Raw genomic sequence first — 15,792 nt, 5'->3', positions numbered from 1 at the left:
TGATGCAGGCATCCGTTTCGTCCGCCCGGTCGTTGCCGGATGATGTGTGTGGGTGATGTCGTTGGTCGGTCAGATACTCCGGATCGTCATGACTTATGCCGATGTTGCGCGGTGGCAGAGCGCGACGCGCAGATCCATCTCCATCGCCTCAGGCTGACCTGTCGCGGTGGCTTTGGCAATCGGCTTGTGATCTTTGACGATGGCAGGGACGTTGCCAAGGGCCTGGCCGTTGCAAGTCACACGGTGCTGCTCTGCAGTCCCGCTCGTCTGTTGCAACGCAATGATGCGTGACTGTCGTCAGGTCGCGCTGAAGCCGCCATCTGCTGATAGCACATGGCCGACGATGTAGCCGGCATCGTCGGACGCGAGCCACACCACGGCTTCGGCGACTTCATGCGGCTGGCCCATACGCCGGATCGGCAGGCCGGCTGCGACGGCCGACATGTCGGCGATCCCCGAGGCCAGCATCATGTCGGTGACGACGCGGCCCGGCGCCACCGCGTTGATGCGGATGCCGCGCGGCCCGCATTCCATCGCTGCCGAACGCATCAGTGAGATCACCGCCGCTTTCGATGCAGAATATAGCGCAAGGCCTGGATTGGGATTGCGGATGCCGCTCACCGACGCGTTGATGACGATGCGGCCGCCGCCATTCAGTTCCATGGCCTGGATCTGATGCTTCAGGCCAAGAAACACCGAGCGGACATTGGCATCGAACACGGTGTCATAGACCGCCTCTGTCTGCTGCTCGACCGGCGCGCGCCGTTCCTGATAGCCTGCATTGTTGAAGGCCACGTCGAGCCGCCCGAAACGGGATATCACGGCCTGCACCAGACTGGCGACCTCGGCCTCCTCGGTCACATCGGTGCGGACGAACAGTGTCTCGGCCCCAAACCGGCCGCAGTCTTCCGCAGCGGCCTGTCCCTTGGACTCGCGGCGGCCTGCGATCACCACTGCAGCTGCGCCTTCCTGCGCCATCAGCAACGCGGCCGCCCGCCCGATGCCGGTGCCGCCGCCGGTCACGAGGCAGATGCGTCCGGCCATGCGGTCGCGGGGGCGGAACAGGGCAGCGCTGGTTGTCATGATCATTCCTTGCACGGATCGTGCTAACACGGGCGTTATTCGTCGCCAGCAATATAGTTGTATCATGCAACTATCGTCAAGGAGCCTGCGATTGTCCGATATTGACGCCGATTTGATCGATCACATCCGCGCCGCGTCGCGTCTGATGGTGCGCGAACTCGGTTTCATGCAGGCAACGGTTGCAGCGACCGACTATCCGCCATCGGCGGTGCATACGCTGCTGGAGATCGGCGCGCGCGAGGCGATGACCGCAGTCGAATTATCCGCGTTTCTCGGCCTGGAGAAATCCAGCGTCAGCCGGATGATCCGCAAGCTGATCGACGCAGGCGAATTGAAGGAAGCCGCTAGTGCCGGCGACGGCCGCGTCAAGCGGCTGCTGCTCACGGCCAAGGGACGGCGTACCCGCGAGGCGATCGAGGCCTATGGGCAGCGGCAGGTCACCAATGCCTTGCAGCAATTGGCTCCGGCCCAGCGTCAGAAGGTGGCCGAAGGTCTCACTCTCTATGCCGAAGCACTGGAAGCGCATCGGCTGGCAGACGCACAGGTGTCGGACCGGACATTGGCCAGGCGGTCTTGAACCGCTACAGTCGAATCCGGCACACTCGACCGGCTTGACTGGTTCGCATCGTGCAAAAGTAAGTCGTGCCAAAGCAAAAGAAACAGGGATGGAATTATGCCGGGCCACAAGAAGACCCCCGATCAACTCCGCAGCGCACGCTGGTTCGCGCCGGACGACCTGCGTGCCTTCGGCCATCGCTCGCGCGCGATGCAGCAGGGCTATGCACCGGTTGAGTGGAAGGGGCGCCCTGTCATCGCCATCCTCAACACCTGGTCGGAAGCGCAGCCGTGCCACATGCATTTCAAGACCCGCGTCGATGACGTCAAACGCGGCATCCTGATGGCTGGCGGTTTCCCCATGGAGCTGCCGGCGCTGTCGCTGTCGGAGAGCTTCCTGAAGCCGACGACGATGCTCTATCGCAACATGCTGGCGATGGATGCCGAGGAATTGCTGCGCGGCCATCCCGTCGATGGCGTGGTGCTGATGGGCGGCTGCGACAAGACCACGCCGGGCCTTCTGCTCGGCGCCACCAGCGCGGGCTATCCCGCGATCTATCTGCCGGCTGGCCCGATGCTGCGCGGCAACTGGAAGGGCAAGACGCTCGGCTCCGGCTCCGACGCCTGGAAATACTGGGACGAGCGCCGCGCCGGCAAGATCTCCGACAAGGAATGGGTCGAGGTCGAGGGCGGCATTGCCCGCAGCTACGGTACCTGCATGACCATGGGCACGGCCTCGACCATGACGGCGATCGCGGAGTCCATCGGCATGACGCTGCCGGGCGCATCGTCGATCCCCGCTGCAGACGCCGGTCACATCCGCATGGCCAGTGAATGCGGCCGTCGCATCGTCGAGATGGTGTGGGAAGATCTGACGCCGCAGAAGATCCAGACGCGTAAGGCCTTCGAGAATGCGATCACCGTGGCGATGGCGATGGGCTGCTCGACCAATGCGATCATCCATCTGATCGCGCAGGCGCGCCGCGCCGGTCAGGATATCGGCCTCGACGATTTCGAGATCGCCAGCCGCAAGGTGCCCGTGATCGCCAATGTCCGCCCGTCCGGCGACAAATATCTGATGGAGGATTTCTTCTATGCCGGCGGCCTGCCGGGACTGATGAGCCGCATCAAGGACCATCTGCATCTCGACGTGATGACCGTCACCGGCAAGACGCTGGGTGAGAACATCGCCGGCGCCGAAGTCTATAACGACGACGTCATCCGAACCGTCAAAGATCCCATCTACGCCGAGGGCGCGCTCGCGGTGCTGAAGGGCAACCTCGCGCCCGATGGCTGCGTCATCAAACCGTCAGCCTGCGAGCCGCGCTTTCTCAAGCATACCGGTCCGGCACTGGTGTTCGACGACTATCCCAGCATGAAGAAGGCGATCGACGACGAGAGCCTCGATGTCACAGCCGACCACGTTCTGATCCTGCGCAATGCGGGTCCACAGGGCGGGCCGGGCATGCCGGAATGGGGCATGCTGCCGATCCCGAAGAAGCTGGTGAAGCAGGGCGTGCGCGACATGGTTCGCTTGTCGGATGCGCGCATGAGCGGTACCAGTTATGGCGCCTGCATCCTGCATGTTGCGCCGGAATCCTTTATCGGCGGTCCGCTGGCGCTGGTCGAGAATGGCGACATGATCACCCTCGACGTCGATGCGCGCACGATCAATCTCGACATCTCCGATGCCGAAATGGAAAAGCGCCGCGCGGCGTGGAAAGCCCCGGAGCGCAATTACGAACGCGGCTATGGCTGGATGTTCACCAAACATATCCAGCAGGCCAATGAAGGCTGCGACTTCGACTTCCTGCGTACCGACTTCGGCGCGCCGGTCAAAGAACCCGTGATTTATTGAGTGAGTGATCCCATGACCAAGCTCAGCGACGCGACCCGCGCCAAACTCAAGACTATCTCCACCGCCACCGTGGCCACCGCGCTCTACAAGCGTGGCTTCCGCAATCAGTGCATCCAGGATGTCCATCCGCTCGGACCAAACCAGCCGACACTGGTGGGCGAGGCCTTCACGCTGCGCTACATGCCGGCGCGCGAGGATCTCAACAAGCTCGACGTGTTCAGGGATCGATCGCATCCGCAGCGCAAGGCGGTGGAAGACTGCCCGCCCGGCGCGGTGCTCGTGATGGACAGCCGCAAGGATGCGCGTGCGGCCTCCGCCGGCGCGATCCTGATCAACCGGCTGGCCCAGCGCGGCGTTGCCGGTGTCATCACCGATGGCGGCTTCCGCGATTCCGCCGAGATCGCCAAGCTCGGCTTCCCCGCCTATCACCATCGCCCGAGCGCACCGACCAATCTGACGCTGCATCAGGCCATCGAGATCAACGGCCCGATCGGCTGCGGCGATGCGCCGGTGTTTCCCGGCGACGTGATCCTCGGCGACAGCGATGGCGTCATCGTCATCCCCGCGCATCTTGCCGACGAGATCGCCAATGAAGCCTTCGAGATGACGGCATTCGAGGATTTCGTCACTGAACAGGTACAGAAGGGCAAAGGCATCTTCGGGCTTTATCCGGCGACCGATGAGCAGACGCTGGTGGATTTCGCGGCGTGGCGGAAGGAGAAGGGGCGGTAGGGCGCGATCACGGCGTGCATCGCGTCAGGATGGAACCAGAGGCGGTTCTTGGCTTTGTCTTGGAGAGATGCGCCGGTGCGCATCATCCATCACTCAGCCGGAAAGAGACGCTATGCGCAGCCTCATCGTCGCGGTCGGACTATCGCTGCTGGCGCAAGGCGCAGCCCTCGCCAAGGATTCCGACAAGCCGTCCAGGGCTTTCAATGCCGAGACGATCAACGCCGCCAATTTCACCGGCAAGCTGCCGCCCGACGAGAAGCTCAGCTCGCTGGCGGTGAAGCTCCAGATGCTGCTCGACCGCGCGCATTTCTCGCCGGGCGAGATCGACGGGATGTTCGGCGACAATGTGGAGAAGGCACTGCTGGCTTTCGCGGAAGCCAACAGCCTGCCGTCCGGCAAGGCGCTGACGCCGGAGATCTGGGCGAAGCTGCAGGCGGGATCATCGGACCCGGTCATGACCGACTATGTGCTGACCGAGAAGGACGTGAAGGGCCCATTCCTCGACAAGCTTCCAGTCAAGATGGAAGAGATGAAATCGCTGAAGAAACTGGACTACACCAGCGCCCGCGAAGCCCTCGGCGAACGCTTCCATATGAGCCAGGATCTGCTCGAGACGCTCAATCCCAAAGCAAAGTTCGACAAGGCCGGCGATACGATCACCATCGTCAAGCTCTCGGATCGCAAGCCCGACAAGGTCAGCCGCCTTGAGGTCGACAAGGTCCGGCAGACCGTGAAGGCCTTCGCCAAGGACGGCGCGTTGCTCGCCTTCTATCCTGCCAGCGTCGGCAGCGATGAGAAGCCGACGCCATCGGGTGCACTGAAAGTGACGTCGGTTCACGCCAACCCGGTCTATCGTTACGATCCGAAATACAAGTTCAAGGGCGTGGAATCGTCGAAGCCCTTCACCATCAATGGCGGCCCCAACAATCCGGTCGGTGTCATGTGGATCGGCCTGTCGGAAAAGAGTTATGGCATCCACGGCACGTCGGATCCGTCCCGCGTCAGCAAGAGCGATTCCCATGGCTGCGTGCGTCTCACCAATTGGGACGTGGAGCGTCTCGGTGCATCTGTGAAGAAGGGCGTGGAAGTCAGCTTTGTCGACGGCAAGCAGGCGGCGAAATAGGTTCGCCGGCACAGCGCAAGTTTCCTGCGGTCATTCCGGGGCGTGGGCGGCGCCAGCCGCACGCGAACCCGGAATCCCGGAGTGTTTTCCGCTGAACATGCTGGGATTCACCGCCACTCCAATTGGAGTGGCTGAGGTTCGCCATACGCCGCCTTCGGCGTCTCCTCGCGCCCTCAGGCAAACCAATTGGTTTGCCGGGGAATGACAGTGTGGGGCGGCAAGATAGCGGTCAAACATTTTTTCCTATCCTCCGTTGACAGCATTCCTAGCTTGATTATATTCCCCTCTGTCCTGCCCCACCGAGAGGGGCGATCGCGATCGTCACGTTCGCGGGGCAGGATGCGGTGGACGCCGGAGATGCGGCGTTACGCGGTTCATGGGGGGCGTCTGTCTTCGGGCAGGACGGATCTGCGCCAGCACTGCCACTGGCAAGGACACGGCCGACCTTGAGATGGACAAACCCCTGGACAGTGTGACGGACGACCAAATCGAAACGCGTTCGGCTTACTCGCTTGAGGCTCCCTTCCCATCGCCTTGGGACTTTAATTCGCGATCGGAGCGTTCGTCGAGGCAAAGTGCAAGCAACCGAAAAAACACCGCAGGCGGAACGTCGGGCACTCGCTCGGCGCCTCCGAAAGTCCTGATGCACTCTCAATTGCGGAAGACCGCATCGCATCAGGCCCAAGGGTGCAACGGGCACCCGGCGTTCCGCACGCCCTCTCACAAGAGGGTGGGAATGCAAAGGACGACGGCGCCCCCGCGCCGCAAACAATGGGGGTGATGACGCATGTCTGAAGAGCAGTGGCTGTTTGACATTCTGGGTTTGCGATGGCGCGACGGCGCCAGAAATATCCCTCCCCCCGCGCGAAGCGAAGCTTCGCTAGGTGGGGAGGGTCGGCCGATAGGCCGGGGTGGGGGAGCCACAAGCGACGCTCTCACGTGGGGCGCCCCACCCGTCACGTTTGTTCGCTTCGCTCTCAAACGCGCCACCCTCCCCACCGCGCGCGGCTGCGCCGCGCTAGGGGGAGGGAGAAGGAAGATGCTATCCCCTGAAATCCCGCACCCGCTTCACCATCTGCTCCACATGGGCGATCGGCGTTTCCGGCTGGATGCCGTGGCCGAGATTGAAGATGAAGCGTCCGCTGGCATAATTCGCCAGCACGTCATCGACAGCGCGATCGAGCGCGGAGCCACCGGCGATCAGTACCAGCGGATCGAGATTGCCCTGCACCGCGACGTGGCTCTGCACCCGCTCGCGTACGAAGGACGGCTCGGCGGCCCAGTCGATGCTCACGGCATCGACACCGGTGGCGCCGACATAACTCGGCAGCAGCGCGCCGGCGCCGCGCGGGAAGCCGATGATTTTCGCATTCGGCACCTTGGCGCGCACGGCGGCGATGATGCGCTTGGTCGGCTCCACCGACCAGCGCTGGAATTCCGCCGCAGGCAGTATGCCGGCCCAGGTGTCGAAGATCTGCAGCACATCGGCGCCGGCCTTGAGCTGGCCGAGCAAGTAAGTGATCGAGTTCTCGACGATGGTGTCGATGATTTTCGCGAAGGCCTCGGGATGTCGATAGGCCATCATCCGCGCAGGCGCCTGATCCGGCGTGCCCTTGCCGGCGACCATGTAGGTCGCAACGGTCCATGGCGCACCGCAGAAGCCGATCAGCGTAATCTTGGGATCGAGCTGCGCGCGCACGCGGCGCAGCGCTTCGAACACCGGTTCGAGCCTGGTGAAATCCGCTTCGGGCGAAAGCGTCGCAACCTTCTCGGGCGTATCCAGCGGATCGAGCCGCGGGCCTTCGCCGACCTCGAAACGCACGGAACGGCCAAGCGCATAGGGGATCACCAGAATATCCGAGAAGATGATCGCGGCATCGAAGCCGAAACGCCGGATCGGCTGCAGCGTCACTTCGGTGGCGAAATCCGGATTGAAGCACAGATCGAGGAAACCGCCGGCCTGCGCGCGGACCTCGCGATATTCAGGCAGATAACGCCCGGCCTGTCGCATCATCCAGAGCGGCGGCACCGCCTGGCGCTGGCCGGCGAGGACATCGAGGAAGGGCTTGCGGGGCGTGGACTGGGTCAAATGCTTGGGTTCCGGAAACTGGTGCCGACAGGCATGATTTTGCCGCCTCTGATACACCGCCGCTGCGCTCTTGGCGAGGCGCGGCAATTCCGCAAAACCGGCGATTCACCTCACGTTTTGACGCATCTCAAGGTGCCATCGCGCTGCAAGCGGCATATAGACTGTACGAACATCATGAGCGAAAAGACCATGAACATCATGACCCCGATCGTCAGTCCAGAAATCGAACAGAACCGCACCCGTGCCAAGGTCTGGTTCGAATCCCTCCGCGACGGCATCTGCGCCGAGATCGAGGCGCTGGAGCGCGAGGCGCCGCAGGCGCTGTTCCCGGGCGCGCCGGCGACCTTCACCTACAAGCCGTGGACCCGCGCGACGGGCATCGGCGGCGGCGTCGGCGGCTTCCTCTCGGGCGGCCGGCTGTTCGAGAAGATCGGCATCCACACCTCAAGCGCGAACGGCAAGCTGTCGCCGGAAATGGCGCGGCAAATGCCGGGCGGCGGATCGCAGCTCGACTACGTCTCCAGCAGCATCAGCCTGATCATGCATCCGCGCAGCCCGCGCGTGCCGACGGTACACATGAACACGCGGTTTCTGTCGACGGCGGTGGGCTGGTTCGGTGGCGGCGCAGATCTCACGCCGATGCTGCCGGAGCAACGCAAGGTCGATGCGCCGGATACGATCACGTTTCACGACGCGATGCGCGGCGCCTGCGATGCGCATGACCCCGCTTACTACAAGAAGTTCAAGGCCTGGGCCGACGACTACTTCTTCCTGCCGCATCGCGGCGTGGCGCGCGGCGTCGGCGGCATCTTCTACGATCAGCTCAACACGGGTGATTTCGAGAAGGACTTCGCGTTCACGCGCGATGTCGGCTCCGCCTTCCTCGATGTCTATCCGCGCATCGTGCGTGCACGGATGCAGGAAGCCTGGACCGAGGAAGAGCGCGCGCAGCAGCTCGAAACGCGCGGCCTCTATGTCGAGTTCAATCTGCTCTACGACAAGGGCACGATGTTCGGCCTGCAGACCGGCGGCAACGTCGAGAATATTCTGAGCTCGATGCCGCCGCTGGTCAGCTGGAAGTAATTTCCTTCTCCCCGCTTGCGGGGAGAAGGTGTCTTGAATGACCGAAGGTCATTCAAGACGGGTGAGGGGGAGCCAGAGAGTGAAACACTGGCTCCCCCTCACCCGTCTTCCACATGCTTCGCATGTGAAAGTCGACCTCTCCCCGCAGGCGGGGAGAGGCTAAGAAGCCACCTGCTCCGCTTCGATCGCACCCTGCACGGCCCAGGACAGATCGGTGTTGAGCTGGAACGCGACCGAGCCTTCATCGATGATCGCCTGCGGATTCTTGGCAAGCTTGCCGGCTTCGTCGAGCGCGTTGCGATAGTCCGACTTCAACGCGGCGAGATCGGCATAGGCCGGGAAGTCGTAGAACGACAATTCCTCCGGCGCGAGGCCGGGCTTCTTGGCGAGCAGGCGCTTGAGAATCTGGCCGCCGGAGAGATCGCCGAGATAGCGCGTATAGGCGTGGGCAATCAGCAATTCGCCGTCGCCCTTGGCGGTATCCGCGATGCGCTTGGCATAGGCTTCGCCGGCAGGCAGCATCGGCACAGCGGAGAAACCGCCATCGCACAGCACATTGAGATCGGCTTGCATCGCCGATGCGCGATCGAGCCGATACTGGGCGAGTGCGGCGAGCACAGGCGTGTCGCGATGGCTCTCAAGTCCGGCTTCCAGCGCCTGATAGGCCGCCAGCAGGTTCCGTTGCAGCAAGACATAGCCCTTGCGGCTGACGTCACCGCGCAACATGTCCTTGATGATGCCGGAGCGCTCGGCTTCGGTGTGAAGCACCTTGGTGCCGAGATAAAGGGCGGTCACGACGCTGACGGGCGCAGTGCTATCTGCCGAGGCAGCAGGCATTGAATTCTCCGATGACTGATAAAGGGATGTGTTGGCGCTCGGGCTGGTGACACCATATCACCCTCGCTGGATGCCACAAGGTGAGGCCGGGTTTGTCGCTATAGCATCGCGCGGCTGCGGGACTTGCGGCGTACCGGCGCAGATTTGCCGGCTTCCGTCGCAGGCAGGAACTGCGCGCCCTGAGCGGCGAGGAATGCGCGCATTGCCTGCGCCGGCGGCAGCAGCACCTTGTCCTTGCGGTTGAGCACGAACCATTGCCGGATGATCGGCAGGCCGATTACATCCAGCATCACCAGTCGCCGCTGCTCCAGTTCGGTGGCCACCGTATGCGCGGAGATGAAGGCGATGCCGAGCCCGGCCATCACGGCCTGTTTGATGGTCTCGTTGCTGTCCATCTCCATGCCGATCGTGGCGCGCAAGCCTGCGCTCTCGAACAGTTGCTCCATCAATCCGCGCGTGCCTGAGCCGGGCTCACGCGTCAGGAAAGTCTCGCCTGCAAGATCGCTCATGGTGAGGCGCACCTTGCCCGCGAGGGGATGGTCGCTCGGTGCGATGATCACATGCGGATGATCGCCGATCAGGTTCACATCCATGTCGATTCCGGCCGGCGGCCGGCCCATGATTGCGATATCGAGATCGTAGCTGCGCAGGCCTGCGATGGTCTCCTCGCGATTGCCGACCGTCAGCAAGATCTCGATCTTGGGATGGAGCTTCGCGAAGGCCGAGATCGCGAAGGGCACAAAGTATTTCGCGGTACTGACGGCGCCGATGGAGATGCGCCCGCCGGTCTTGCCGGCCATCATGTCCAGCGATGTTGCGCAGGCGGCCATCGCCGCCTCGATCCGTTCCGACAGCGCCAGCACCTCGCGGCCGGCATCGGTCAGGACCATCCCGTCGCCAGTGCGCTGGATCAGCGGCAGGCCGGCGAGGCCTTGCAGGTTGCGCAGTTGCAAGGTGACAGCCGGCTGTGTCAGGCGCAGCTTCAAAGCTGCCGCCGTAATACTGCCGCTGGCGGCGACGGCGGCCAGTGCACGCAGCTGGCGGATCGAGATGTCGCGGAAGCGCTTCGTCATATAAGGAAAACTTTCGCCGCCTGATTTTTACGAAAGTTCCTTTATTTGGCCCAGCTGGTCAATATCTGTGGGCAAAATGGCCCATTTCTGCCATTCCCGGGCCTTCCGGACGCGGCCATGTGCCAGAAGGAGCCCAGTATTTTGCGGAGATTGCGATGACCGACCACATGCCCCTGTCCCGATATACGGCCGACTACGCCGGACAGGACCCGCTGCGGCTGGCCGTGGCTGCTGCGGTCGATGCCGTCGCCAAGGCCTCCATCGAAATCTCCGACCTGATCGGTTGCGGCGCGCTGGCCGGAATTACCGGCGAGGCACAGGGCGCACAGAATGCCGATGGCGACGTGCAGAAGGATCTCGATGTCCGCGCCGACGAGATTGTTCGCGCGGCGTTGAAGTCCGTGTCCTGGGCCGCATTGGCCTCCGAGGAAGCCGAGACGGCGGATATCCGCGACGGCGGCTTGCTCGACATTGCCTATGACCCGCTCGATGGTTCGTCGAATATCGAAACCAATATGACGGTCGGCACGATCTTCTCGATCATGCCGACCTCGAAGGGCACGACGCCGTTCATGCAAAAAGGCAGCGCACAGGTCGCTGCCGGCTTCGTGGTCTACGGCCCGCAGACATCGCTGGTCCTCACGCTCGGCGATGGCGTCGATATCTTCACGCTCGATCGCGCCGCGGGGAGCTACAAGCGCATCCGGCAGCGCGTGCAGATCCCGGCCGAGTGCTCGGAATATGCCATCAATGCGTCCAACCATCGCCACTGGGAAGCGCCGGTGCGCGACTTTGTCGAGGAGTGCCTCGCAGGCGTCGATGGCCCGCGTGGCAAGAATTTCAACATGCGCTGGATCGCAGCACTGGTCGCCGAGGCCTATCGCATCCTGATCCGGGGCGGCGTGTTTCTCTATCCGTCCGATGCGCGCAAGGGCTATGCCGATGGCCGGCTGCGTCTCGTCTATGAAGCGCATCCGATGGCCTTCATCGTCGAACAGGCCGGCGGCGGCGCGACCACGGGTCGTGTCCGTATTCTCGATCTCGCGCCGACGGCGATCCATCAGCGCGTGCCGCTGATCATGGGTTCGATCAGCAAGGTGAGACGTATCGAGGCCATGCATCTCGATGCTCGCGCGGGACAGGCGCAAGCCGCGGCAGAATAAAGCAAAGCGCAGCCGAACAAAGAATGTGCGCACCACACATCCTGTTTTGATCCATTCGAAACATGACAGGCTTGAGGGCTTCTAAGGCCAGCCGGCCCGAAACAAGTTGAGCATGACGTGACCGCGGCCTAGACAATCGCAGGGGTCGCAAAGGATACGCGCATGCTTCCGCAGCAGGTCAAGGTCTCCGATATCACCGATGAGAATTCGGCACAGACCTATCTCAACCAGGCCATCATGACGACGTTCTGTCGCGTGCTCGACAGTTCGCGTCTGCCGCCCGATGTGGTGATGCGTCTTCTGGCCACCGCGATCGGCGCGACCTATCGCGAAGTCGCCGCGGCCCATCAGGACGGCCAATGCCCCTGCGGGTGGCGCCCTGCGCCGGATGCCGATATCGAGGCCCTGCGATCGTCGCTTGAAGACGCGGCTGCGCCGAAGATGGCCGACGATCTGCACAGTATGGTGATCGCCGGACGGGCGTAACCGCCGGCCGATCTGCCCTGAAATAAGGCTGCATTTGCGCGAAATGGGCCACTGGGGATCACCGCAGATGGCAATTCTGCGTCTGTTCCGCTCTCCCGATCACGTGATTGGGCCAGCGCGATCGACATATGGCAATTCCTTTAGACCTAAACTACTTTGGCCCGATCCTTGAATGTCGAGGAGATCGCGATCGGTGCAAAGTGACCTCATGACGTCCTCATCCGCTGCAGTTCTCGACCACACCCCGGCCAACTCGACCGTCTGGCGCGAAGTCGCACGCGCGATCGCCGACATCGGCGCCAAGCGCTGTTTCGGCCTCGTCGGGGGCGCAAATTTCAAGGTGACGCTCGGCCTGACCGAGTTCGGTGTCGAGTTTGTCGCTGCGCGCCACGAAGGCGGCGCGGTGAGCATGGCCGATGTGGCGGCGCGTCTGACGCGCGATCTCACGATCGTCAGTGTGACGGCGGGGCCGGGTTTGACCAATGCGATCACCGGTATCGGCGAAGCGGCCAAGAGCGACACGCCTTTGCTCGTTCTCGCAGGTGACGTCGTCCTCGGCGACAAGCAGTCGGCATTTGCCTTCAATCAGTCGGAACTCGTTCACGCGGTCGGCGGCGAGTGGCGTCAGATCACCGATGCACAGAGCGCTTACGCCGACACCTGGAAAGCAGCCTCGGTGGCTCTGCGTGAGCGCAAGCCGGTCGTGCTCAGCCTGCCGATCAATGTGCAGGAGATGCCGGTCACGGCAACGATGGGCAAGAAGCATCTTCCTATCATGCCGCGGGTCACGATTAATCCGGCGAAGCTGGATGAACTTGTTGCGACGATCCGGACATCGAAGCGACCGCTGATTCTGGCGGGTCATGGCGCTGTCGTGGCCGATGCGCAGCCGCTACTGGTTCAACTGGCCGACAAGCTCGGCGCGTTGCTGGCGACGTCGTTGCAGGCGCATGGGATGTTTTCCGGTCATCCATGGAATCTCGGCGTTGCCGGAGGATTCTCCTCGAAAGCAACGGCGGAGTTGATTGCGCAGAGCGACATGATCCTCGCTTTCGGCATGTCGCTGAACATGTGGACCACGAAGAAGGGCAAGCTGATTTCGGACTATGCCCAGCTCGTGCAGATCGATGTCGAGAAGGGGCGCATCGGCGTGCATCGCCCGGTCGATCTCGAACTCGAAGGCGATGCCTCCGCTGTGGCCACTGCCGTGTTGCAGGCGTTTGATAAGACGCCGCCCAGCGAGGTCGGCTGGCGTACGCCTGAGGTTGCGGCGGTGATGACTGCCAGGGGCAACCACAATCTGGCCTATGATGACACCAGCACGGCCGAGCACATCGATCCGCGCACGCTGAGCAAGGCGATGGACGATATTCTGCCGAAGGATCGCACGGTCGTTGTCGACGGCGGCCATTTCGTCGGCTGGGTGACGCGCTATATTTCAGCGCCCGACCACAAGGGTTGGTGCATTCCGATTGCGTTCCAGTCCATCGGTCTCGGCCTTGCCGGCGCGATCGGTGCGGCAGTGACGCAGCCGGAGCGGCTGACTGTGCTGGCCGTCGGCGATGGCGGTTTTCTGATGTCGATCGCGGAACTTGAGACCGCGGTGCGGCTGAAGAAGCGCATCTGCATCTTCATCTATAACGACAGCGCCTACAGCGCCGAGGTGCATCACTTCGGGCCGGAAGGCTACAACGCCGGCATGGCGCAATTCCCGGTGACCGACTTTGCGGCCATCGCGCGCGGATATGGCGCCGATGGCGTTGTTGTGCGGACGCTCGCCGATCTCGATGCCGTGAAGACCTGGGTCGCCGATGGTGCGCAGGGCGTGTTCATCGTCGACGGCCGGATCAATCCAAAGCTGATCGCGGATTGGTATAGCGAGATGTTCAGCGGCGCGAACTTGTAGTTGGCCTTCTTACCTCTCCCCGCTTGGCGGGGAGAGGTCGGCTGAAGCGCGCGGAGCGCGTGAAAGCCGGGTGAGGGGGAGCGCATGATACACTTAAGCGCAAACCACTAACTCCCCCTCACCCGAAGGCTCCGCTGCGCTCGCCTTCGACCTCTCCCCGCCTAGCGAAGCTTCGCTTCGCCGGGCGGGGAGAGGTTATGCCGCGGCTTGGTTCGTTGCTTCAACATTCCCCAACCATTCCTTCGCAATCGTCAGATCCGCCTGCGAGAGCTGATGCCCGACGGGCAACGTGCGATGCTGCACATCGGCCCCCGCCTTTGTCAGCATCACAGCCAGCCGTTGCGAATTGCTCGGCGGGATGATCGGGTCGGATTGGCCCGACACGATCAGTACCGGCTTGGCTGCGAGATCTGCCATCGGCGCGTCACGTAGCGGCACCATCGCCCGCAACAATATGCCGCCGGCCAGCGCCTCGGGGCGCAACAGCATCATTGCCGCGGCGATATTGGCGCCGTTGGAATAGCCGAGCGCGATCGGTGCTTTGAGCCCGTAGCGCTTGCGGGCTTCGGTGACGAAGTCCGCAAGGTCATTGGCCCGACGCCGCACGTCGTCCTCGTCGAACACGCCTTCGGCGAGCCGGCGAAAGAAGCGCGGCATGCCGTGTTCCAGCACCTGACCGCGGGGCGAGAGCAGTGCTGCACCCGGCGCAATCGCCTCGCCGAGCGGGAGCAGGTCGCTTTCGTCACCGCCGGTGCCATGCAGCAGCAGGAGCGGCGTTGCCTCGCGCCGGTTGCCCGGCGCGAAGCGATGAATGTGGGACAGGTCGTTACTCATGACGTCACCTTTTCCGTGTCGAGCACCGGCAATACGCGCTCGATCTCGCCGCGATGCTTTTCGAGAAACGCGGGCAGTTTCAGATGCTCGCCGAGGGATTCGACGGGCTCGTCCACGGCGAAGCCGGGGATGTCTGTGGCGATCTCGAACAACACGCCGCCGGGTTCGCGGAAATAGACCGAACGGAAGTAGTTGCGATCCTTCTGCTCCGTCGGCTGCTGGCCGTGGGTCTTCACCAGCTTGTTAGCCATCACCTGCTGATCGGCATCATCGACGGCGCGGAAGGCGATGTGATGCACCGAGCCACGGCCCTGACGACCCGGCAGGAAACCACCGGCCTCATAGATATCGACGATACCGCCTTCGACACTGTCGGCACTCAGCCGGATGATCGAACCTTCGCGCGCCGTTTCCTTAAAGCCGAACACGTCGGTGAGGATCGCGCTGGTCTTCTCGGCCTTCTCCAGCAGAAGCGTGACGCCATGGAAGCCGCGGATCGCGTGCTCCGCCGGAACGTCGCCACTGCTCCAGCCGGGCTCGTTCTCCGCGCCGGCAACGCCGACCAGAGCGAGGCTCATGCCGTCCGGATCGGTGAAGGGCAGCACGGCTTCGCCGAAGCGCTTTTCGAGCGCCTCATGGGCAATGCCCTTCTCGATGAAGCGATGCGTCCAGTAGCCGAGCGAGCGGGCAGGGACCCGGAACGAAGTCTGCTGGGTCTGGCCCACGCCGCCACGGCCGGGGGCCGCATGCTCCCACGGGAAGAAGGTCAGGATGGTGCCCGGCTTGCCGGTCTCATCGCCGTAGTAGAAGTGGTAGGTGCCCGGATCGTCGAAATTGACGGTCTTCTTGACGAAGCGCATGCCCAGCGCGCGGGTGTAAAAATCGAAATTCCGCAAGGCATTACCGGCGATTGCGGTGACATGGTGGATGCCTGACATGATCTGTCTCCTGGTTGGGAAGGCGTCTCGTC

The 15,792-nt window shown here is 63.0% G+C and carries 14 protein-coding genes; 8 read left to right on the top strand and 6 right to left on the bottom strand.

From position 1 onward, the window contains the following. Window positions 1–297 precede the first annotated feature (297 nt). Window positions 298–1,083 (bottom strand): SDR family NAD(P)-dependent oxidoreductase, encoded by a 786-nt coding sequence (locus AB7783_RS18330; protein ID WP_441278415.1) that lies wholly within the window; start codon window positions 1,081–1,083, stop codon window positions 298–300. Between the two features lie 91 nt (window positions 1,084–1,174). On the opposite strand from AB7783_RS18330, the gene AB7783_RS18325 reads away from it, so the two are divergent. From AB7783_RS18325 to AB7783_RS18310, 4 genes are all read left to right on the top strand, one after another. Then, window positions 1,175–1,660, top strand: coding sequence for a MarR family winged helix-turn-helix transcriptional regulator (locus AB7783_RS18325; RefSeq protein WP_420878674.1), 486 nt, complete (start codon window positions 1,175–1,177; stop codon window positions 1,658–1,660). 96 nt (window positions 1,661–1,756) lie between these two features. After that, the gene (araD, locus tag AB7783_RS18320) at window positions 1,757–3,496 is read left to right on the top strand and encodes an L-arabinonate dehydratase (protein ID WP_175367871.1); all 1,740 of its coding nucleotides are present in this window, start codon (window positions 1,757–1,759) and stop codon (window positions 3,494–3,496) included. 12 nt (window positions 3,497–3,508) lie between these two features. Further along, window positions 3,509–4,228, top strand: a complete 720-nt coding sequence (locus tag AB7783_RS18315; protein ID WP_089265949.1) for a ribonuclease activity regulator RraA — start codon at window positions 3,509–3,511, stop codon at window positions 4,226–4,228. Between the two features lie 112 nt (window positions 4,229–4,340). Continuing rightward, entirely contained in the window at window positions 4,341–5,351 is a 1,011-nt protein-coding gene (locus AB7783_RS18310) for a L,D-transpeptidase family protein (protein ID WP_441278414.1), read from the top strand. Between the two features lie 1,042 nt (window positions 5,352–6,393). Here the strand turns inward: AB7783_RS18310 and hemE are convergent. Beyond that, a complete protein-coding gene (gene hemE / locus AB7783_RS18305; RefSeq protein ID WP_441278413.1) occupies window positions 6,394–7,440 on the bottom strand; it encodes a uroporphyrinogen decarboxylase in 1,047 nt (348 codons plus the stop codon). 189 nt (window positions 7,441–7,629) lie between these two features. Here hemE and hemF point away from each other — a divergent pair, with 189 nt between their 5' ends. After that, entirely contained in the window at window positions 7,630–8,523 is an 894-nt protein-coding gene (gene hemF / locus AB7783_RS18300; protein ID WP_441278412.1) for an oxygen-dependent coproporphyrinogen oxidase, read from the top strand. Window positions 8,524–8,682: 159 nt separating this feature from the next. Here hemF and AB7783_RS18295 read toward each other — a convergent pair whose 3' ends face one another. Beyond that, entirely contained in the window at window positions 8,683–9,360 is a 678-nt protein-coding gene (locus AB7783_RS18295; RefSeq protein ID WP_441278411.1) for a heme oxygenase (biliverdin-producing), read from the bottom strand. 98 nt (window positions 9,361–9,458) lie between these two features. Further along, a complete protein-coding gene (locus AB7783_RS18290; RefSeq protein ID WP_441278410.1) occupies window positions 9,459–10,433 on the bottom strand; it encodes a LysR family transcriptional regulator in 975 nt (324 codons plus the stop codon). A 155-nt stretch (window positions 10,434–10,588) separates the two neighbouring features. On the opposite strand from AB7783_RS18290, the gene AB7783_RS18285 reads away from it, so the two are divergent. The 3 genes from AB7783_RS18285 (at window position 10,589) to AB7783_RS18275 (ending at window position 13,988) form a co-directional block, all read left to right on the top strand. Further along, window positions 10,589–11,596 carry a class 1 fructose-bisphosphatase gene (locus tag AB7783_RS18285; protein WP_441278409.1) on the top strand — a complete coding sequence of 336 codons (1,008 nt, stop codon included), beginning with the start codon at window positions 10,589–10,591 and terminating at the stop codon, window positions 11,594–11,596. 162 nt (window positions 11,597–11,758) lie between these two features. Next, window positions 11,759–12,082 carry a hypothetical protein gene (locus AB7783_RS18280; protein ID WP_441278408.1) on the top strand — a complete coding sequence of 108 codons (324 nt, stop codon included), beginning with the start codon at window positions 11,759–11,761 and terminating at the stop codon, window positions 12,080–12,082. A 208-nt stretch (window positions 12,083–12,290) separates the two neighbouring features. Next, window positions 12,291–13,988 (top strand): thiamine pyrophosphate-binding protein, encoded by a 1,698-nt coding sequence (locus tag AB7783_RS18275; protein ID WP_441278407.1) that lies wholly within the window; start codon window positions 12,291–12,293, stop codon window positions 13,986–13,988. A 195-nt stretch (window positions 13,989–14,183) separates the two neighbouring features. Here the strand turns inward: AB7783_RS18275 and AB7783_RS18270 are convergent, their stop codons facing one another. Continuing rightward, window positions 14,184–14,822 carry an alpha/beta hydrolase gene (locus AB7783_RS18270; RefSeq protein WP_441278406.1) on the bottom strand — a complete coding sequence of 213 codons (639 nt, stop codon included), beginning with the start codon at window positions 14,820–14,822 and terminating at the stop codon, window positions 14,184–14,186. Continuing rightward, complete coding sequence (locus AB7783_RS18265; protein WP_439064983.1) at window positions 14,819–15,760, bottom strand: ring-cleaving dioxygenase; 942 nt, start codon at window positions 15,758–15,760, stop codon at window positions 14,819–14,821. Before AB7783_RS18265 ends, AB7783_RS18270 begins: the two co-directional genes overlap by 4 nt. Between the last annotated feature and the right edge of the window lie 32 nt (window positions 15,761–15,792).

This window comes from Tardiphaga sp. 172_B4_N1_3, assembly GCF_052076035.1.
GTDB classification, from domain to species: domain Bacteria; phylum Pseudomonadota; class Alphaproteobacteria; order Rhizobiales; family Xanthobacteraceae; genus Tardiphaga; species Tardiphaga robiniae.
The sequence above is the reverse complement of the archived record's forward strand: the minus strand, read 5'-3'. Positions and strand labels throughout refer to the sequence as shown.

Bases quoted from the DNA above. Each gene is read 5' to 3' on its own strand.
- AB7783_RS18330 (WP_441278415.1), bottom strand. From the start codon at position 1,083: ATGACAACCAGCGCTGCCCTGTTCCGCCCCCGCGACCGCATGGCCGGA.
- araD (WP_175367871.1), top strand. From the start codon at position 1,757: ATGCCGGGCCACAAGAAGACCCCCGATCAACTCCGCAGCGCACGCTGG.
- AB7783_RS18315 (WP_089265949.1), top strand. From the start codon at position 3,509: ATGACCAAGCTCAGCGACGCGACCCGCGCCAAACTCAAGACTATCTCC.
- AB7783_RS18310 (WP_441278414.1), top strand. From the start codon at position 4,341: ATGCGCAGCCTCATCGTCGCGGTCGGACTATCGCTGCTGGCGCAAGGC.
- hemF (WP_441278412.1), top strand. From the start codon at position 7,630: ATGAACATCATGACCCCGATCGTCAGTCCAGAAATCGAACAGAACCGC.
- AB7783_RS18295 (WP_441278411.1), bottom strand. From the start codon at position 9,360: ATGCCTGCTGCCTCGGCAGATAGCACTGCGCCCGTCAGCGTCGTGACC.
- AB7783_RS18290 (WP_441278410.1), bottom strand. From the start codon at position 10,433: ATGACGAAGCGCTTCCGCGACATCTCGATCCGCCAGCTGCGTGCACTG.
- AB7783_RS18285 (WP_441278409.1), top strand. From the start codon at position 10,589: ATGACCGACCACATGCCCCTGTCCCGATATACGGCCGACTACGCCGGA.
- AB7783_RS18280 (WP_441278408.1), top strand. From the start codon at position 11,759: ATGCTTCCGCAGCAGGTCAAGGTCTCCGATATCACCGATGAGAATTCG.
- AB7783_RS18275 (WP_441278407.1), top strand. From the start codon at position 12,291: ATGACGTCCTCATCCGCTGCAGTTCTCGACCACACCCCGGCCAACTCG.
- AB7783_RS18270 (WP_441278406.1), bottom strand. From the start codon at position 14,822: ATGAGTAACGACCTGTCCCACATTCATCGCTTCGCGCCGGGCAACCGG.
- AB7783_RS18265 (WP_439064983.1), bottom strand. From the start codon at position 15,760: ATGTCAGGCATCCACCATGTCACCGCAATCGCCGGTAATGCCTTGCGG.